Origin of the sequence: Spiroplasma endosymbiont of Lonchoptera lutea (genome assembly GCF_964019715.1) — a bacterium.
Lineage (GTDB): Bacteria > Bacillota_I > Bacilli_A > Mycoplasmatales > Nriv7 > Nriv7.
The window spans coordinates 909859-929642 of the sequence record NZ_OZ026463.1; the positions used below are offsets into that span (position 1 = coordinate 909859).

26 protein-coding genes are annotated in these 19784 nt (G+C 25.5%); 2 read left to right on the top strand and 24 right to left on the bottom strand.

Annotated features, from left to right (window positions below; translation table 4 throughout):
* Positions 1–113: 113 nt before the first annotated feature.
* From AACK97_RS05250 to AACK97_RS05335, 18 genes are all read right to left on the bottom strand, one after another.
* Positions 114–1225, bottom strand: a protein-coding gene (locus AACK97_RS05250) for an IS3 family transposase (protein WP_338966745.1) whose coding sequence is annotated in 2 segments (ribosomal slippage) — positions 114–982 and positions 982–1225 — 1113 coding nt in all. Because the reading frame shifts where the segments join, the coding sequence is not laid out codon by codon here.
* Between the two features lie 146 nt (positions 1226–1371).
* Complete coding sequence (locus AACK97_RS05255; RefSeq protein ID WP_338967112.1) at positions 1372–2721, bottom strand: hypothetical protein; 1350 nt, start codon at positions 2719–2721, stop codon at positions 1372–1374.
* Between the two features lie 237 nt (positions 2722–2958).
* Positions 2959–3903, bottom strand: a complete 945-nt coding sequence (locus tag AACK97_RS05260; protein WP_338966714.1) for an IS30 family transposase — start codon at positions 3901–3903, stop codon at positions 2959–2961.
* Between the two features lie 50 nt (positions 3904–3953).
* Positions 3954–4310, bottom strand: a complete 357-nt coding sequence (locus tag AACK97_RS05265; protein WP_338967114.1) for a hypothetical protein — start codon at positions 4308–4310, stop codon at positions 3954–3956.
* A gap of 21 nt (positions 4311–4331) precedes the next feature.
* The gene (locus tag AACK97_RS05270; protein WP_338967116.1) at positions 4332–4676 is read right to left on the bottom strand and encodes a hypothetical protein; all 345 of its coding nucleotides are present in this window, start codon (positions 4674–4676) and stop codon (positions 4332–4334) included.
* Positions 4642–5175, bottom strand: coding sequence for a hypothetical protein (locus AACK97_RS05275; protein WP_338967118.1), 534 nt, complete (start codon positions 5173–5175; stop codon positions 4642–4644). The genes AACK97_RS05270 and AACK97_RS05275 overlap by 35 nt, the downstream gene beginning before the upstream one ends.
* Positions 5147–6261 (bottom strand): IS3 family transposase gene (locus tag AACK97_RS05280; RefSeq protein ID WP_338967120.1). Its coding sequence is split into 2 segments (ribosomal slippage): positions 5147–6018 and positions 6018–6261, totalling 1116 coding nucleotides; the frame shifts between segments, so codons are not numbered across the junction. Before AACK97_RS05280 ends, AACK97_RS05275 begins: the two co-directional genes overlap by 29 nt.
* A gap of 243 nt (positions 6262–6504) precedes the next feature.
* A complete protein-coding gene (locus AACK97_RS05285) occupies positions 6505–6765 on the bottom strand; it encodes a hypothetical protein (RefSeq protein WP_338967122.1) in 261 nt (86 codons plus the stop codon).
* Between the two features lie 2 nt (positions 6766–6767).
* A complete protein-coding gene (locus AACK97_RS05290; protein WP_338967124.1) occupies positions 6768–7052 on the bottom strand; it encodes a hypothetical protein in 285 nt (94 codons plus the stop codon).
* Between the two features lie 6 nt (positions 7053–7058).
* Positions 7059–8042, bottom strand: a complete 984-nt coding sequence (locus tag AACK97_RS05295) for a hypothetical protein (RefSeq protein WP_338967126.1) — start codon at positions 8040–8042, stop codon at positions 7059–7061.
* Between the two features lie 23 nt (positions 8043–8065).
* A complete protein-coding gene (locus tag AACK97_RS05300) occupies positions 8066–8308 on the bottom strand; it encodes a hypothetical protein (protein WP_338967128.1) in 243 nt (80 codons plus the stop codon).
* Between the two features lie 165 nt (positions 8309–8473).
* Positions 8474–8704: a hypothetical protein gene (locus AACK97_RS05305; protein ID WP_338967130.1), complete on the bottom strand. Its 231-nt coding sequence runs from the start codon at positions 8702–8704 to the stop codon at positions 8474–8476.
* A gap of 164 nt (positions 8705–8868) precedes the next feature.
* Complete coding sequence (locus AACK97_RS05310; protein WP_338967132.1) at positions 8869–9090, bottom strand: hypothetical protein; 222 nt, start codon at positions 9088–9090, stop codon at positions 8869–8871.
* A gap of 2 nt (positions 9091–9092) precedes the next feature.
* Entirely contained in the window at positions 9093–9419 is a 327-nt protein-coding gene (locus tag AACK97_RS05315; RefSeq protein ID WP_338967133.1) for a hypothetical protein, read from the bottom strand.
* 547 nt (positions 9420–9966) lie between these two features.
* The gene (locus tag AACK97_RS05320) at positions 9967–10569 is read right to left on the bottom strand and encodes a deoxynucleoside kinase (RefSeq protein WP_338967134.1); all 603 of its coding nucleotides are present in this window, start codon (positions 10567–10569) and stop codon (positions 9967–9969) included.
* A gap of 22 nt (positions 10570–10591) precedes the next feature.
* Positions 10592–10948 carry a hypothetical protein gene (locus AACK97_RS05325; protein ID WP_338967136.1) on the bottom strand — a complete coding sequence of 119 codons (357 nt, stop codon included), beginning with the start codon at positions 10946–10948 and terminating at the stop codon, positions 10592–10594.
* Positions 10949–11303: 355 nt separating this feature from the next.
* Positions 11304–12415 (bottom strand): IS3 family transposase gene (locus AACK97_RS05330; protein WP_338967138.1). Its coding sequence is split into 2 segments (ribosomal slippage): positions 11304–12172 and positions 12172–12415, totalling 1113 coding nucleotides; the frame shifts between segments, so codons are not numbered across the junction.
* 67 nt (positions 12416–12482) lie between these two features.
* Positions 12483–12641, bottom strand: a complete 159-nt coding sequence (locus AACK97_RS05335) for a hypothetical protein (RefSeq protein ID WP_338967139.1) — start codon at positions 12639–12641, stop codon at positions 12483–12485.
* 102 nt (positions 12642–12743) lie between these two features.
* Here AACK97_RS05335 and AACK97_RS05340 point away from each other — a divergent pair, with 102 nt between their 5' ends.
* Positions 12744–13688, top strand: coding sequence for an IS30 family transposase (locus AACK97_RS05340; RefSeq protein WP_338966714.1), 945 nt, complete (start codon positions 12744–12746; stop codon positions 13686–13688).
* On the opposite strand, the gene AACK97_RS05345 is transcribed toward AACK97_RS05340, so the two are convergent.
* The 3 genes from AACK97_RS05345 to AACK97_RS05355 all read right to left on the bottom strand — a co-directional run bounded on the left by AACK97_RS05345 (position 13685) and on the right by AACK97_RS05355 (position 16489).
* Positions 13685–14611, bottom strand: coding sequence for an Mbov_0401 family ICE element transposase-like protein (locus AACK97_RS05345; RefSeq protein ID WP_338967141.1), 927 nt, complete (start codon positions 14609–14611; stop codon positions 13685–13687). The genes AACK97_RS05340 and AACK97_RS05345 overlap by 4 nt on opposite strands.
* Before the next feature lie 610 nt (positions 14612–15221).
* Positions 15222–16142 carry an ankyrin repeat domain-containing protein gene (locus AACK97_RS05350; protein ID WP_338967143.1) on the bottom strand — a complete coding sequence of 307 codons (921 nt, stop codon included), beginning with the start codon at positions 16140–16142 and terminating at the stop codon, positions 15222–15224.
* A gap of 53 nt (positions 16143–16195) precedes the next feature.
* Complete coding sequence (locus tag AACK97_RS05355; RefSeq protein WP_338967145.1) at positions 16196–16489, bottom strand: hypothetical protein; 294 nt, start codon at positions 16487–16489, stop codon at positions 16196–16198.
* A gap of 174 nt (positions 16490–16663) precedes the next feature.
* Between AACK97_RS05355 and AACK97_RS05360 the strand changes: the two genes are divergently transcribed.
* Positions 16664–17608 carry an IS30 family transposase gene (locus tag AACK97_RS05360; RefSeq protein ID WP_338966714.1) on the top strand — a complete coding sequence of 315 codons (945 nt, stop codon included), beginning with the start codon at positions 16664–16666 and terminating at the stop codon, positions 17606–17608.
* 83 nt (positions 17609–17691) lie between these two features.
* Here AACK97_RS05360 and AACK97_RS05365 read toward each other — a convergent pair whose 3' ends face one another.
* The 3 genes from AACK97_RS05365 to ftsZ form a co-directional block, all read right to left on the bottom strand.
* Complete coding sequence (locus AACK97_RS05365; protein ID WP_338967146.1) at positions 17692–18096, bottom strand: hypothetical protein; 405 nt, start codon at positions 18094–18096, stop codon at positions 17692–17694.
* A gap of 101 nt (positions 18097–18197) precedes the next feature.
* Positions 18198–18578 (bottom strand): cell division protein SepF, encoded by a 381-nt coding sequence (locus AACK97_RS05370; RefSeq protein ID WP_338967147.1) that lies wholly within the window; start codon positions 18576–18578, stop codon positions 18198–18200.
* Positions 18578–19762, bottom strand: a complete 1185-nt coding sequence (gene ftsZ / locus AACK97_RS05375; protein ID WP_338967148.1) for a cell division protein FtsZ — start codon at positions 19760–19762, stop codon at positions 18578–18580. The genes AACK97_RS05370 and ftsZ overlap by 1 nt, the downstream gene beginning before the upstream one ends.
* Between the last annotated feature and the right edge of the window lie 22 nt (positions 19763–19784).

The window sequence follows — 19784 nt, forward strand, 5'->3', positions numbered from 1 at the left end:
TGAAATCTTTTGCAATTTTATTTACTTGCACTTACAAGTATAATTCAGCTATTAACAATATTATTAATGCTAAGATGGAGGGTTTGGATTGGCAACCCTTTTTAGGACACTTTTTATGTAGACTGGTATTTTCTAAATTCAACGGGAGTTAAATAATTTAAACTGCCATGAATTCGAATATTGTTATATCAATTAACAAAATCAAATAGTTCGCATTTTAGTTGTGTTAAGTTTGCAAATTTTTTACCGTTAATAAATTCGGTTTTAAAGGTTTTGTAAGTTGCTTCAGCAACAGCATTATCATATGGGCATCCTTTGGAGCTTAATGATCTTTTAATTTTAAAGGTTATTAAAATTTCATCAATAATTTTATTTTTAAACTCATTACCACGATCAGTATGAAATAAAGTTATTTTATTTAATGGTCGTGTTATCTTGTGAAAAGCTTGTTGAACTAATTCAGCAGTTTTATTTGGCCCAGCACTATAGCCAATTACTTCGCGATTAAACAAGTCAATTAATAAACAAATATAATGTCATTTAGTGCCAACTTGAACATATGTTAAATCACTAACAACAACTTCATTTGGTTTTTTGTCATTAAATTGACGATTTAAAACATTATTAATTTCGTCATTATTAACTGTTTTTTTATGATTACAATATTTTAACTTGGTGTATTTAGAAACCAAATTATTTTTGATCATAATGAATCGGATTTTTCGTCGTGATAAAATGATATTTTTTCTTATTAAAACAGCTTTAATTTTACGAGCACCATAAATCTTGCGACTTTTATTAAATGCACTGATAACTTCTTGTTCATAATTATTAACATCAAACTTGGTGCATTTATTAGTTTGATAATAATATGTTGATTTTAGTAAACCTAAAATCTTACATATTTTCCTCACTGAATATTTATTTTTGTTATTATTAATTATTGTTATTTTTTCCCGATTATCAGTGCTGCTTGCTTTAAAATGTCATTTTCCATTCGTAATTGTTGGTTTTCTTTTCGCAAGTAAATTAATTCATTTTCTTCGACAGTGCGATTATCTTTTGCTTTAAATGACCCAGAATTATTATAATTTTTAATTCAACTATAAATAGTTGGTTTTGGTAAATTATATTCTTTCCCTAAATTAATAACACTTTTGTCATTTTTGTATAGCATTACAATTTGTTTTTTAAATTCTTCAGAGTATGAGGTTTTATTTCCCATTTTTATATTCCTTCTTTCTTAATAATTTTGAAGTCTATATAATTATGGTCCAACTTATTGTAGCCTATCCAGTCGAAAGAGTTATTATATTTAAAATTTTCATTATTTTAATTCCTTTATTACTTTATTTTTTCAATATATATATATTACACGAAAATCCTTAATATCATTAGAAAAATGGCAAAACCGATTAAAAATTGAAAGGTATAGTAAAAAGCTGGTACTGTTTTAAAAACTGGAAAAATCGCGGTTGAAAAGTTAACTGTTGCTTTTGCAATAATTGCTAACGGGCGTAAAATTGTAATGATTTGCGGCGCCGCCAGCATTCAGTTTATCATTTTGATACCAGCATTTTGAATGGCACATCCAATATCATTAAAAGTTGGTATTCATCGTCCAGAATATTTGCAATTTGCTGGTGGAATTAAATCGTCTCATTCACTGTTATTTGAACCATCAGGGATAAAGGCTGTTGAATTTAATACATTAAAGTCATAAATTTTAAAATTGTAGTTAGAGATATTATCTTTGTGATAAAGCGGAAAGGTTAAGGTAAAAATATTAATACCATAGCGAATATCAATATCGGTATTGAGATAATTGATGCTGTTAGCGGTCTTGCTGGTTGGCAAGGTAATTAGTTTATTATCATAGGATTTTAAAACATTAAAATCAATTTGGTAGATACTATTATTGTTTTTAAAGGCATCATAATTCTCTTGATGCGTTTTTTTGTCAAAAGTAAAGAAATAACTCCTTAGTAATAATTCTGAGTTTCCTATAATATTTACTAAGTATTTTTTGGGATAAAAGGTAATTAATGAACGATAAAAGAAACCGATTTGAATAAAGTAATTTTTGTTGTAATTATCTGCACCCTTAAAATCAATTTCGGTGTAAGTTTTTTCGTCCATATCAAAAGTAGCATAAAATAAACTGGCAAAGAAGTTACCAAGGATTTCATAGATTTCGTCAAAAACATTTTTGTAATCGCTGTTGTTAATACTAGGAATGTTATTTTTAAAATATAGGTAAATATCATTTCGTAAATCTGGGTCATAGCGTAGAAAACTAAATCTAACATTAAGATAATTTAAAGTACCAAAAAGATACTTAATTAGGTAATAATCGTTAGCGTTTGCAGTATCATATTTTCAGATTTCCTTTTCACCGTGTAGCAATTGTAAATACTTATTTCCGGCAATTATAGTTTTGTTAAATGCCTGAATTTTCAAAACATTCTCATTTACTACATTTTTATTACTAGAAGTCTTGTGATAAAAATAGCTCTCGTCTTTAAAACCATGATTTTTAATGGTGAATTCTTTATAGTAACCTTTTTCTAAAGTGTCAATGAAATTAAATACCGGTGTTCAATAGAGATAAGAGTAATTAAATTTATCAAAATCACCACGGTGAATCATTAAATAGTCAAGATTATCAATAACATCACTATAGTTATGGTTGCCGTCAAATTTGGTGGTTGTTTCTGGCAAATCAATGTCCGTACTTGGTTTAGTTTCTAATTTTGCTAAAAATTTTTTAATATGAAATTTGTTTGAACCGGGATAACTATATTCTTGTATTGTTATTTTTACATCTTTAATTTTTTTAGCAGTATAAAAATATTCAATATTTGTTTTTTGAAAATCTTTATCAAAAAATTCTCTTTCTTCTGAGGTGCTGTTTTCTTTTTTATAATCCTGAATTGTAAATATAAATGGGACAGTTTTTTAAAATAATTGTATTAAATCTATTGGTCTTTTATAAGATAATGATTTTCTGGGTGTAGAATTAATTTGAAATGCTATAGAATTTAAGTCTTTTTGTTTATATGAAGATAAATCAGTAGATTTTGGTAAATATCTTCTTAAAATACCATTATTGTTCTCATTTAAACCTCTTTGACAAGGTTTGCCGGCATCTGCAAAATAAATTTTAACATTACAATTTTTTTCAATTAATTTTCATTTACTAAATTCTTTACCACGATCAAAAGTAATAGTTTTAATTGTTCCTGGTATTAATTTTGAAATAAATTTTATTATACTTTGTGTAATACTTTCTGCTTTATGATTTTTAGTTTTCAAAGGAATTGTGGTTTTTGATCATATATCAGCTAAAGTAATAATAGAACTTTTATGATCTTTACCAACGATAGTATCTCCCTCTAAATGGCCAAATTCTTGTATATTTTTAATATTTGGAATGATTAAATTTCTTTCATGAATAGATTTACAATTATTAATTCTGCCCCTAGTTTCTTTTTGTTTATGAGGTTTATTTTTGCCTTTTCTCAATAAATTTTTTTCATCAAAACCCATTCGATTTGTTTTAAACATGTTATATAAAGTTTTTGTTGAAATATTTTTTATTTTATTTTTCTTTAAAAAATCAGCAATTATATCAAGAGCATAATTTTTAGTAATTAACAAATGATTGATAGTATTAATTTCTGTTAAAGTTAAAATTATTAATTTTCTACCTGCATTTTGTTTATTTTTTTGAACTTGATTCAATATTTCTAATGGTAATAAGTTTTGATTTAATAATTTACAAACTCTGTGTACAGTTGATTTACTATAATCAATTGCTTTTGCTATTTTACGAATAGAAAATCCATAACTTTTATATTCTTTTATTGCTATTATTGATTCAATAGTCAGATACTTATACATTGTGCTAATTCCTTTCTTTTCTTAATTATAGAATTAACACAATTTGTTTTTTATATAAGTGTCCTTTTTAATTTTACATTTCAGGAATTATAAATTTCTTTAATTTCTTTAAATACTGGTTCATTGGTAAAGACAGCAAACCCTCTAGTATTTTCTCCATAATTTTTTATTTCTAAAGGTAATTGCTCTTTTACTGAGTCAATATTAATATATACAGGGTCACTACCTTTTTTATACAATGATTGTAAATAACTGTTATTTATTTCTGAAAATTTTAAGTCATATGTTTTATATTGAGTTTTTCTTTTATTTCTAACTAATTGCACTGCCGTTTTCTCGTTGTTAATGTTTGGTGGAATAGTAAAAATGTTATTGAAACTAATAGTTAGCACGGTAAATATTTTCATAAACATTTTTATCACTCTTTTTTAAAATATTTCATTTTTCAAGGCTCTTTTTGCTTTAATTTTTTGAATAATAAAGCGAATTAATTTTTCAAATTTAATTGCAAAATATATTGCTCCGCCTCATCAAAAAACAAATATTCCTGCCAGCATAATACCACTATTGAACTTGCCAAAGAATTTAACCATCTCTTCATTCATAAAATTATTAAATTCCTCACTTGTTTCAGTTATTCATTTAGTATCGATTGCTGTTAATGTACAAATTAATAAGCTTATAAAGATAAAAATGATACTTAATACTATTTTTAACCACTGCTTTTTAAAAGAATTTTTAATTCTTAATTTTAATGGCATTTTTTCTTTCATTTTTTAACTCCTTTAATTTTCTACAAACAATTTGCTTAGGCAAAACATTATGACAAATATAAGCAGTTTCACTTGGTGGATTTTTGCAAACTATACCATTATAAGCAATAAATTTTATTCTTTTATCAAAAACTAATAACTCACACTGATCTATTTTTTCTCTAATTGGTTTTAATGCAATACTTACTAATGGTATTAACTTCGCAAACGGTTTACCCAAATTAAATAAATGTTCTATTACTTGCTTTCTTTTACTAAACGGAGGGTTAGAAATAATATAATCATATCTATCCACATCACTTTTAATGTAATTAAAGAAATCAATTCCATCATCAATATGACTATTTCAAACTTTATGCCCATTTTTTTCTAAAACACATACAAATTTACTATCAATTTTATCAAAAGGGCATAAAATAGTACTATTAGGTTTTAAAAATTTGGATTGGCAACCCTTTTTAGGACACTTTTTATGTAGACTGGTATTTTCTAAATTCAACGGGAGTTAAATAATTTAAACTGCCATGAATTCGAATATTGTTATATCAATTAACAAAATCAAATAGTTCACATTTTAGTTGTGTTAAGTTTGCAAATTTTTTACCGTTAATAAATTCGGTTTTAAAGGTTTTGTAAGTTGCTTCAGCAACAGCATTATCATATGGGCATCCTTTGGAGCTTAATGATCTTTTAATTTTATTAAAGGTTATTAAAATTTCATCAATAATTTTATTTTTAAACTCATTACCACGATCAGTATGAAATAAAGTTATTTTATTTAATGGTCGTGTTATCTTATGAAAAGCTTGTTGAACTAATTCAGCAGTTTTATTTGGTCCAGCACTATAGCCAATTACTTCGCGATTAAACAAGTCAATTAATAAACAAATATAATGTCATTTAGTGCCAACTTGAACATATGTTAAATCACTAACAACAACTTCATTTGGTTTTTTGTCATTAAATTGACGATTTAAAACATTATTAATTTCGTCATTATTAACTGTTTTTTTATGATTACAATATTTTAACTTGGTGTATTTAGAAACCAAATTATTTTTGATCATAATGAATCGGATTTTTCGTCGTGATAAAATGATATTTTTTCTTATTAAAACAGCTTTAATTTTACGAGCACCATAAATCTTGCGACTTTTATTAAATGCACTGATAACTTCTTGTTCATAATTATTAACATCAAACTTGGTGCATTTATTAGTTTGATAATAATATGTTGATTTTAGTAAACCTAAAATCTTACATATTTTCCTCACTGAATATTTATTTTTGTTGTTATTAATTATTGTTATTTTTTCCCGATTATCAGTGCTGCTTGCTTTAAAATGTCATTTTCCATTCGTAATTGTTGGTTTTCTTTTCGCAAGTAAATTAATTCATTTTCTTCGACAGTGCGATTATCTTTTGCTTTAAATGACCCAGAATTATTATAATTTTTAATTCAACTATAAATAGTTGGTTTTGGTAAATTATATTCTTTCCCTAAATTAATAACACTTTTGTCATTTTTGTATAGCATTACAATTTGTTTTTTAAATTCTTCAGAGTATGAGGTTTTATTTCCCATTTTTATATTCCTTCTTTCTTAATAATTTTGAAGTCTATATAATTATGGTCCAACTTATTGTAGCCTATCCAATTCTAAAATTGGTTTAACAGCATATTCCTGTGTATATCATTCATCATTAACATTAATTTTATTTAATAAATTAGAATTTAACATAATTAACTATTAATTCCTTTTTTTGTCTTTCTAATTTGTCATTCTCTATTTTTTTAATTCTTGTTTTTTAGTTCATTTCTCCATTTTTTACCTACCTTTAATCACAATAAATAAAGCAACAAGTACACAAGTGACGCCAAGAATAGTAAAAATTGGGTGTTGCGAAAATGTCCGAGCCATTGGTTTAAATAGTTCTAAAATTGTTAAATTGCTAGTAATAAATTTTTGGAAATTAGCAAGTCCTTCGCTAATATAGTTCGTTAAGGTTTCAAAATGACTACCGGCTAATAACCCAAGAACAGTTATTAAGATAAAAATAATAATAAAAATAATAATTAGTTTAAACATTTTTAGTTACCTTGTTTTGCTTTTATTGGTTTTATTTGTTTTTTAGCTTTTCCTCAAGCACTTAAACGACCTTTATTTTTAACCGCATATTGGCGTTGTTTTTCTAAATTAACTTGTTGACTACCAAATCCAAGAATAATTGCCATAAGAAATTCTACAGCCAGTGTTAAGAATAAAGGAAATATTAGTTGAATATTTGTTCCTGGTACTTCTAAACTTCAAATTAAGTCAAAAACTTTATAAAGCATTTGAGCCAGAAAGTCGGCCATTTTTGCGAGATTTTCCATTTTTTATTATTCCTTTTCTTTCATTTTTCTTAAAAATTTGCTAAATTTATCCATTTTTAAATATTCTAAGTCTTCTAAATCAATTGCGGTGTCAGTATAGTATTTGTCTTCATAGTCGGGATTTACTTTTGAATTTAAGTAATCTCTTAAAAATGCTAGGTAAAAAGAATTGTAAGTGTTAAGTATTGGTAAAGGAATTTTTAGTTTAAAAAAATAAATATCAAGTTCAGGAATATCCCGATATTTAATGCGACGACCTTTTTTACTATTTTTAGCATCAATTAAGGTGTTTCGTCAGCGTTCATATTCTTCAATGCTCGTAAAGGTACCATAGATGACTTTTAAGTAGGGACGAAAAATATTAACTGGTTTTTTACGAATTCCCACAATCACATTATTAGCAATATCACGAACCTTAACTCAAATATGTTTATCTCTTTGGCCGCTAGCAAGCACAATATGACCAAAATGGCGTGCCAGAGCAAAATACTCTTGAATACCAGTTTCTTCATTTTTGGTATTATTTTTTTCTCAATCAGTTCCTTCTAAAAATAAGTTGGTTTCATCTCACAAAAGTAAGGTTTTGTCTGGTAATACCGGATAATCAAAGTCTAATAACCCCATATGTCCTAAACTTAATTTTTGGGTTTCTAGTAATGGAAAGGTTGAGGCGATATGATATTTTTTCTTTTTTAGTAATTTTGATGCGTACACTAGAAAAGCAGTTTTTCCAGTTCCTAATGAACCAATCACAATATTTAATGGTGAATTTTTTAGGAAATTAATAACTTTGTTAATTTGTGTTAAATTACTGATTTTAAAAATGAAAATTAAAATGCAACCCGCTAAAAATAAATAGCTCACAATGTTTTTAAAATAACCGTTGTAAATATATCAAATTGCTCCTCAATGTCATAAAATTAAAAATGAGGTGCGATTTAATTCAATAAAATGGTTATTTTTTTCTATTATTCATTTGCAAAATTTCATCTTGCACCTCACTTTATTTTTTGTTAGCGTACTGCTCCAAGTAATTTTTCAAACATTTTAAAGCAAATAAAGAATATTGCCAAAATAAATGGAAAAATGAATATTCAGTAGTCAGCAAAGAAGTTACCGACTTGTGGCATATTAACGGCAATAATTTCTCACATTTTAGTAAACGCTGTTATAATCGCATTTCATAATTTAGTCATCGCGTCACTAGCTGTTATCTTTGTTACTGCTGGTGCTTCTGTTAAGAAAGTTCAAATCATATAATCACCCCCTTTCTTTTTAAAACATTCATCATTTATATTCAAAGTTTTTCTTAAATTTGTTAAAGCCACGATTAACCTTAACACGATTGTATTTTTTCCTAATTAATTTTGAATTTCTTTGTGAATGCATCACAATGTAACTTCTTGACATTGCTTTTGTCTCTATCTAAATACTGATATGGTTTTTCAAAGTAGCATTAGAATAAATCACACCATAATCGCTGTTAAGAGTCAAAAAGCAATGTTTGCTATTAAAAGTCAAAGTGGTGCTTCGATTAATTTAATTTCTTTACCACCAGTAATGTGAGCCGGAATAGTTGTAATTTGAATAAATAAATCTCAGAAAGTTTGTTTAATTTGTTCTCAATTAAATTCTTTTAAGTTTATTGTCATTTTTTATCTCCCGAAAATCATTTTTATTGGTAAATACATAATTGAAATTAGTGTGAAAAGAAAAGTAATGATAATAATTAATCCGGCAATAAACGCAACTTGTGCAGGCATTTTTTCTATCGGAACAAACAGTTTTAAGAATTCCATAATAATTTCTCAAAACATTATTTTTTATCCGCGTTATTTTCTTTTGAATTAGGAGCTTTAACTCATTCTTCAAAGCGAGCAATAAATACTTTTTCGTCTTTTGTAAAATTACCAGTATTATTTTTAATGGCATTTTTATATTTAATTTGCATTTTTATTTTGGCATAAATTTTATAAGCAAAATATGCCAATAGCATTATGCAAATGATAATAAATATTATTCCAATCGCAATATTCATTTTTAAGCTCCTTTAAAATAGTTATAATTTATATCTTTTTTGTTGTTTTCTTTTTCGGCAATGAAAAAACCTAATAATTCTTGTCCTTTAATTAATTTGGTTTCATTTTCTTTTTGATTAATTGAGATTACTTGATATTTATTATCTTTTATTATTCCGATGCAGATGGAATTTTCATATTTTCCTTTATAAACAAATCGCTTTGGAAACCAAATGCCGATTTGTTCATTAAATCATGGAATTTTTGGTGCTTTAATAAGCATTGCGTTTTGCGTTTCTTTTAAGAGATATTTTTTAGTATTTAAGAAAATGTTTTCAATGTTTTTCATAGTAAATTACCTTTCTTATTTGTTATAAACTAAGTTATATTAACTAAGTTAGTTAACTTAGTTTTTTAAACACTTATATATCGCAGATTTAAGTGTTTAATAAGCTTTGTTAGTAAATTTTGTTTTTTTAATTAGATAAAGATTTTAATAATTTTAAACTTAGCATACCCCTATATAGAAATTTCTACACTTTAATGTCCGCATCCTACCCTTGGAACTAATTTAATAGCGTGTATATTTTTAGGAAATCCGCCCATTCATTTTTTTATTGCAAAATGAAACAAATTGCTATAGCTAATAGGGTGTTATCTATTAACTGGTAAAACTTCTTTTGGTTATGGCGACCACCCACAATTTATCGTGCTTTAATACATACCAACATTATTAATTCACTTGTATTTAATTTTCAAAGAACAAACTTTTAACACCTTATAAAATAAAAAGACAATCATTGCTGACTGTCTTAATACTTATTCAAATATTTTCCTACCTAACAAAACTTTACGCGTCCTAAATATTTATTATCTTCTACTTAATGATTTATTTTTTATTTTAATTTACTAATAATAATATTAGTTATTTCATCAATTGACTTATCATCACTTTCAATAACTAAAAAATTAAACTTAGTTTTATATTTTTCATATCATTGTTCATACTTCTCATTTAATAAAACTCAATAATTTTCATCTACTAATAATTCACTAGTTCGGCCACGAACTTTTATGCGCTGAATCGCCGTTGCTGAAGACACGCGTAAAAAAACAATTAAGTCCGGAGTAATTAAATTATCTAAATAAATACTTTCTAAAACCACATTGTGATAAAAGTCACAATAAACTTGATAATCAATATCATTAATAAGTTGTAAGTCTTTTAACACTTCAACAAAAATAACATCTTCCATCACACTACGATCAAAAATTACATTTGTTTTACCCTTAGTTAATTTTAATTGCTGACTTCGTGCCATTAACATATATACTTGCATTTTAAAAGCTGTTTGTTGCGGATTGCGATAATATTCATCCAAATATGGATTTTCCTTTACTGGCTCATTCATTAATAAATAATCGGCATATCTTTTTGATAATTTTTCACTAATAGTTGATTTGCCAGCCCCCACGACTCCTGATAATATAATTCGCATTTATTTAAACTCCTTATTTATGTTAATCTTGACTTTCATTTTTAAATTTATCACTGGCAACCGTCGCTTCTTCAGTTGTTGTTATTGATTCTGATTGGTGAGCCAGTAATATTTGTTGACAACTACTTTTTGATGTTAAGAACAACAAATTCATTGTAACAATTATTTTATTTAAAATTAATTTGTTAGATTTTTTTGCTTGTTTTTTAGTAGAAAAAATTTTAACTAAATTACTACTTATTTTTAATAAAACTTTACTCATACTTCTTCTGATTAATGAACAATAATTAAAGATAATATCTATTTCTGCAAGTTCTACTGTACTACCAGCGATAGCAATAATTGTTATGTTGCTTAACAACTTTAAAATTTTTGCCATTTTTTATCCTCCCAAATAAATATATTTATCTAAATATTATTATTTATTTTACATTTTTTATCATTTTTTAGCAATATTTTATTTAAAAAGGTCGCGTTTAGTTTTCTTAGGTATTGCTTTGAAGAAGTAAAACAATCAGCTAATTATATTATTTAATTACTAAACTAACCCTGCCTTTCTTGTTATTGTCATTTTTATTCGCTAGCATTTTATCATATTATTGAATTTTTACACAATAAAAATTATTAATATTATTAAATTTTCACTAATATATATTAATTTATATTTTTACTTACTTAAATCTATTATATTTATTTGTTACAGCATGGATTGGCAACCCTTTTTAGGACACTTTTTATGTAGACTGGTATTTTCTAAATTCAACGGGAGTTAAATAATTTAAACTGCCATGAATTCGAATATTGTTATATCAATTAACAAAATCAAATAGTTCGCATTTTAGTTGTGTTAAGTTTGCAAATTTTTTACCGTTAATAAATTCGGTTTTAAAGGTTTTGTAAGTTGCTTCAGCAACAGCATTATCATATGGGCATCCTTTGGAGCTTAATGATCTTTTAATTTTAAAGGTTATTAAAATTTCATCAATAATTTTATTTTTAAACTCATTACCACGATCAGTATGAAATAAAGTTATTTTATTTAATGGTCGTGTTATCTTGTGAAAAGCTTGTTGAACTAATTCAGCAGTTTTATTTGGTCCAGCACTATAGCCAATTACTTCGCGATTAAACAAGTCAATTAATAAACAAATATAATGTCATTTAGTGCCAACTTGAACATATGTTAAATCACTAACAACAACTTCATTTGGTTTTTTGTCATTAAATTGATGATTTAAAACATTATTAATTTCGTCATTATTAACTGTTTTTTTATGATTACAATATTTTAACTTGGTGTATTTAGAAACCAAATTATTTTTGATCATAATGAATCGGATTTTTCGTCGTGATAAAATGATATTTTTTCTTATTAAAACAGCTTTAATTTTACGAGCACCATAAATCTTGCGACTTTTATTAAATGCACTGATAACTTCTTGTTCATAATTATTAACATCAAACTTGGTGCATTTATTAGTTTGATAATAATATGTTGATTTTAGTAAACCTAAAATCTTACATATTTTCCTCACTGAATATTTATTTTTGTTGTTATTAATTATTGTTATTTTTTCCCGATTATCAGTGCTGCTTGCTTTAAAATGTCATTTTCCATTCGTAATTGTTGGTTTTCTTTTCGCAAGTAAATTAATTCATTTTCTTCGACAGTGCGATTATCTTTTGCTTTAAATGACCCAGAATTATTATAATTTTTAATTCAACTATAAATAGTTGGTTTTGGTAAATTATATTCTTTCCCTAAATTAATAACACTTTTGTCATTTTTGTATAGCATTACAATTTGTTTTTTAAATTCTTCAGAGTATGAGGTTTTATTTCCCATTTTTATATTCCTTCTTTCTTAATAATTTTGAAGTCTATATAATAATTATGGTCCAACTTATTGTAGCCTATCCAGCATTACCTTTATAATTAATTCAACTATCATCATTTTTATTATTATATTTATTTCATAATGAATTTTTATATATTTCTTTTCTGATTTCTATTTCTGAATTAATATTTTCATTAATATAATGTAATACATTTAATTTGTTTAAATTTGCCATTCTTAAATGTAATAGGTCCTGAAATGTAAAATTAAAAAGGACACTTATATAAAAAACAAATTGTGTTAATTCTATAATTAAGAAAAGAAAGGAATTAGCACAATGTATAAGTATCTGACTATTGAATCAATAATAGCAATAAAAGAATATAAAAGTTATGGATTTTCTATTCGTAAAATAGCAAAAGCAATTGATTATAGTAAATCAACTGTACACAGAGTTTGTAAATTATTAAATCAAAACTTATTACCATTAGAAATATTGAATCAAGTTCAAAAAAATAAACAAAATGCAGGTAGAAAATTAATAATTTTAACTTTAACAGAAATTAATACTATCAATCATTTGTTAATTACTAAAAATTATGCTCTTGATATAATTGCTGATTTTTTAAAGAAAAATAAAATAAAAAATATTTCAACAAAAACTTTATATAACATGTTTAAAACAAATCGAATGGGTTTTGATGAAAAAAATTTATTGAGAAAAGGCAAAAATAAACCTCATAAACAAAAAGAAACTAGGGGCAGAATTAATAATTGTAAATCTATTCATGAAAGAAATTTAATCATTCCAAATATTAAAAATATACAAGAATTTGGCCATTTAGAGGGAGATACTATCGTTGGTAAAGATCATAAAAGTTCTATTATTACTTTAGCTGATATATGATCAAAAACCACAATTCCTTTGAAAACTAAAAATCATAAAGCAGAAAGTATTACACAAAGTATAATAAAATTTATTTCAAAATTAATACCAGGAACAATTAAAACTATTACTTTTGATCGTGGTAAAGAATTTAGTAAATGAAAATTAATTGAAAAAAATTGTAATGTTAAAATTTATTTTGCAGATGCCGGCAAACCTTGTCAAAGAGGTTTAAATGAGAACAATAATGGTATTTTAAGAAGATATTTACCAAAATCTACTGATTTATCTTCATATAAACAAAAAGACTTAAATTCTATAGCATTTCAAATTAATTCTACACCCAGAAAATCATTATCTTATAAAAGACCAATAGATTTAATACAATTATTTTAAAAAACTGTCCCATTTATATTTACAATTCAGGAATTAAATGCCGTTTGTTTTAATTTTTTAATAGCATGATAACCATCTAAAATATATCTAACATTACCAAAGCTATTGGCAATTTCTCTAATTCAAGTAGCACCGTCGCCACAAACAATTATTTTGTCATAATTAATATTAACATAATGTTTTTGCAATTCTTTAATTAATAAATCACGATAATCCATCGTATTTATTCGTTTACCAACTTTTAACATTAGAAAATGACCTCGTTTGTTTTCTAATTCTCTACGAGCATTTTTGTATTTTTTTTCTTTATGTCCGGTATGAAAAGTAACTAAACGAATTCTTTGGTCTTTTTTAACTTTATGGTCTAATGTCGCTAAAAATGTCTCATCTAGTTGAATATATAAATCCTTATTTTTGACATCAATTCTAGTTTTAGTTTCTTTTTCTGCTAGTTGAAAATATTCGACAATATCGTATTTATTTAAAATATTTGAAATACTAGCTTTTGAAATATAACAATGATTTAGAGCATCTAAAACATCGCGATACCTTTTACCATCACCTAAAAGACTTAAAACTTTAAATTGGACATCAAAATAAATACGTTGTTTTGGCAATAAACCAATTTCTTTATCTAGTAAACATACATATTCAAATTTACCTGATTTTTGATTTCAATATTTATATCGGCATCGTTTAAAAGTAACTTCACCAAAAATTGTAATAATTATTCTTGATGCAAAATGAACTACTTTATAACCTTGTTTTAACCGATAATGATATTTATATAAGTATTCATCTAATTTTTCATATTCATTAGCTAATTGTTGGCATTTGTTGGTGTACATATTTTTATGGGTTGTAAATAAACTGAATCAATGTTTGTTTTCTACGGTTTTTACATTATTATTAATCTCTAACATAAAAAATTGCCTTTCTTGGTAGTAATTTTAACAAAGTTAAATTTAATTGCTTCAATCTACAATTTCCAGTTATTATCATAGTATTGTAAGAAGTTTATATAGTAAAAGTAGAATTTTTTGTTTGACGGTATATAATGAAGCTGCAAAGTGAATAGATTTCAGACTAAGATTTGGAAAAAGCATATTTATTATAATTTAGCAAAACACGAGGACGCGTAAAGTTTTGTTAGGTAGGAAAAGGTTTAAATAATTTTGAAAAAAAAGTAATCACAATTTAATTATCATTTTATCTAAAAAATAAGTAATAAAACAAAATATTTAATATTAACAAACATAATCTTAATAAAAGGTTATAAAAACTCACTAAAATACTTATAAAAACAACATTAAAATAATTTTTTACAAAAAAAATCATACATAAGAAATATATACTTAATTTGCATATTGAAATAATTTATAGTAAATGATTATTTTTTCTTTTTTTAAAAATACCTAAGAAAACTAAACGCGACCTAAAAATATTATTAAGAAAATTAATCCGTTTGAATGAACTTAATTACAAACATTTTATCGTTTCAACACTTGTGGTATTTTAATTCAAACTGTTTCGTTATTTGGAATCTTGTCCTATAATATCCTTTAAAAATTCATTTCATTTTTGTTGTTCTACTAATTGTGATTGTTTAATGACAAAACCATCATTAACCAAATCCTCAGTATCATTATTTTGTTGTTGTGATGTTGTAATATCCTTTAAAAATTCATCTCATTTTTGTTGTTCCAATGCACTACTCTCATAATGAAAAATATTATTAAAATCAATTAATTCACTATCTTGCGAATTAACCGCTTTTAATTTTGAAAAACTGCCATATTTACCACCACATTTTAACAACAGATTATACTTTTCACCAGTTGCAAGATCTAACGGCGTTTTGCCTTCAAAATTCTCAATATTAGTATTAGCATCACGAAATAATAACATTTTAACAACAGTAATATTGTTAGCATAATGCAGTAAAGTATTACCAAAACTATCTTGTGCATTAACATTAGGATAACTTCCTAGTAATAATTTAATAACATCAAGATTAACATCAGTACAATTTTCTAGTAATAATTTAATAACATCAGGATTAACATCAGTACAATTTTCTAGTAATAATTTAATAGCAGCACCATTAGGATTAACACCATTACCGATTAATAATTTAATAATATCAGCATTCTTAATTTTAGGAATTGATTTTATTATTAAATTATTGTCAATATTAGAATTAGCACCATTTTTTCTTAATAACCTAATAATATCAGAATTCCTAGTTTTCTGAATTGGTCTAATGCCTTTATTATTGACAGCATTAACATCAGCACCATATGCAATTAAAATTTTAATATTAGCAAAATTTTTAGCTCGATGTAATGGGGTCTCACCCAAACTATTTTTAATATTAATATTAGCACCTAATTCTAAAATTATTTTTAAGGATTCGATTGCAGATTTATTATTTTTAAACCTTCACCCTAACAATTTTTCATTAATAATCTTAGGGAAATCATCAAATAAAGAAATTTTATCTAATTTTAAAATTTTATAAATGCGATTTGTAGTAGCAATAATTTTAAAATCTGCTGATTTTTTTTATATTCTACTAATGAAATAATAAAACTATTAAAGTCTTGTTGGCATTCCAAACCTTTTTCTTTAGAAAATCTAGTAATAAACTTTTGCAATTTATTTTTAGTTTCATTTGCAATCAGCAAATTATAAAGTTCATCAAATTGTATTTTAGTATTTATTTTTATTATTTGTGATATCATTTCAGGAACCTTTATGATTCTTTTGGCAATAAAAATTATAAAAATATTTTCATTCATTTTTTAATATCCTCTCTAATTTAAATTTATAAACAAAATAAAAAAATAACAAAATCTTATATAAACTTGTTATTTTTGCTTTTAAGTTACCTGAAATGTAAAATTAAAAAGGACACTTATATAAAAAACAAATTGTGTTAATTCTATAATTAAGAAAAGAAAGGAATTAGCACAATGTATAAGTATCTGACTATTGAATCAATAATAGCAATAAAAGAATATAAAAGTTATGGATTTTCTATTCGTAAAATAGCAAAAGCAATTGATTATAGTAAATCAACTGTACACAGAGTTTGTAAATTATTAAATCAAAACTTATTACCATTAGAAATATTGAATCAAGTTCAAAAAAATAAACAAAATGCAGGTAGAAAATTAATAATTTTAACTTTAACAGAAATTAATACTATCAATCATTTGTTAATTACTAAAAATTATGCTCTTGATATAATTGCTGATTTTTTAAAGAAAAATAAAATAAAAAATATTTCAACAAAAACTTTATATAACATGTTTAAAACAAATCGAATGGGTTTTGATGAAAAAAATTTATTGAGAAAAGGCAAAAATAAACCTCATAAACAAAAAGAAACTAGGGGCAGAATTAATAATTGTAAATCTATTCATGAAAGAAATTTAATCATTCCAAATATTAAAAATATACAAGAATTTGGCCATTTAGAGGGAGATACTATCGTTGGTAAAGATCATAAAAGTTCTATTATTACTTTAGCTGATATATGATCAAAAACCACAATTCCTTTGAAAACTAAAAATCATAAAGCAGAAAGTATTACACAAAGTATAATAAAATTTATTTCAAAATTAATACCAGGAACAATTAAAACTATTACTTTTGATCGTGGTAAAGAATTTAGTAAATGAAAATTAATTGAAAAAAATTGTAATGTTAAAATTTATTTTGCAGATGCCGGAAAACCTTGTCAAAGAGGTTTAAATGAGAACAATAATGGTATTTTAAGAAGATATTTACCAAAATCTACTGATTTATCTTCATATAAACAAAAAGACTTAAATTCTATAGCATTTCAAATTAATTCTACACCCAGAAAATCATTATCTTATAAAAGACCAATAGATTTAATACAATTATTTTAAAAAACTGTCCCATTTATATTTACAATTCAGGTTACAATACCATAACTTAATATTAATCAATTATGCAATAAAAATTGTTAAAATTATGAATTATTTTTAACTAATTGTAAAGATGCCTCTAAATCTTGAAAAACGCGATGCGATTCATTAGCATTTACTAAAAATGTTTGTTGATGTTTTTCTAAAAAGTTATCAATTAATTTTAAAACCATCACCGGATCAGTTTGTTTACTTTCTAAATCTAACCATAATTGTTCTAATTCAATTTTAAAGTTATAAGCAATATTAATGGCTTTAGCAATAATAACATTAGCATTTTGATTAGCATTATTAATAATTTCATTTTGTTTAATATGCAAATTTCTTTGCAAATCATTAATATATTTTTCTAAAGTATAAATTCGTTGTTTTAAAATATTATTTTCTTGTTTTAATTTATCAATCACCATTTGTTTCTCATTCAATATATAATCTCTGGAATAATTCATATTCATCACCTATTAAAATCATAACATAAAAAATAGACACCAATTATGTCTATTAAATATTTATTTTACATAAAAATCTCTGATCGCTAAAATAATAACTATTAAAAATTTTCATTACTAATAAAAACATAAGCACAAGCATCAATTTTTTGAGCTTTACCTTGCAAAGTATAAATAACACCACCTAAAAACTCTAAAGTGCGTTTGCGATCAATTGGTGATAAATTTGCAACATTAACAATTAAATTTTCACCAGCAACTAAACGGTCTGCTAAAGCAACAACTTGAGCATAAGCTTCTAATTCATATTCTAATAATGGTTTTGTTAAATTCTCATCAACTGCTAATGACTGCACAGTAGGACTTAAATCATTATCTTGAAGCCTCATTGTTGAATGTAACTGTGACAATACTGGATTAGATTGACTGTCATCATTTTGAACCAATATTGCTGATTTTTTTTGTCTTCTTTTGAACATCATTATCGCCCTCTTAAAAATGGTGGTAAATCATCATCATTACTTAATTCCTCTTGTAAACCATCTGGTGATGGTTTAAAATTACCAACTCTTTGCGGTTTATAAATAACACTTCGTTCTTGCAACTGATCATTTTCATAACCAAAATTAGACAAATTTTCTGCTCCTACGGGGCGAAATCTTTTTAATCGGGCTTCTTCAATAACCTGAGGATTAGCTTTCTCAATTTGTCTTTCATCAAAACCAGTAGCAATAACCGTAACAATCATCTCATCATCGAGATGTTCGTTCACAGCAACACCAAAAATAATATTTACTTCACTACCAGCAGCTTGACGAACAATATCAACAGCATCATTAGCATCAAATAATGACATAGTATTACCACCTGTAACATTCACAATCGCATTTTGAGCTCCTTTAATTGATGCTTCCAATAATGGTGAAGAAATCGCTTTATTAGCAGCTTCAATAGCTTTATTTTCACCAGTGCCAATACCAATACCAAATAAAGCACTACCTTTACTTTCAATGACTGTTTTAACATCAGCAAAATCTAAATTAATTAACGCGGGAACAGCAATTAAATCAGTAATTGTTTGTACTCCTTGTCGTAAAATATTATCAGTTTCATTAAATGATTCTGTTAAAGGCACACCACCAATTACTTGCAATAACTTATCATTAGAAATAATTATTAATGAATCAACATGCTTTCTTAATTCTTCAATACCTTGAACAGCATAAGAACTTCTTAAACGACCTTCAAAAGTAAATGGTCTTGTAACAATAGCAATTGTTAAAGCACCCAAATCTTTAGCAATTCGGGCAATAATTGGTGCCGCTCCCGTACCAGTTCCACCACCCATCCCAGCGGCAATAAAAACCATATCAGAATTTTCTAACATCTTTTTAATTTCCGGTTCAGTTTCAATTGCTGCTTGCTTACCAATTTCTGGATTAGCACCTGCTCCTAAACCTTTAGTTAATTGTTTGCCTAAAATAATCTTTTCACGAGCTTTAGAAACGCTTAATACTTGAGCATCAGTATTTGCAACAATGAAATCAACACCTTGAACTCCTGCCTCGATCATGCGATTAACAGCATTGTTTCCAGCTCCACCAACACCAATTACTTTAATATGAGCTACTTGATCATATTGTTCTAGTTGAGTATCATTATTCATTTCTCTTCATCTCCTCTTTATG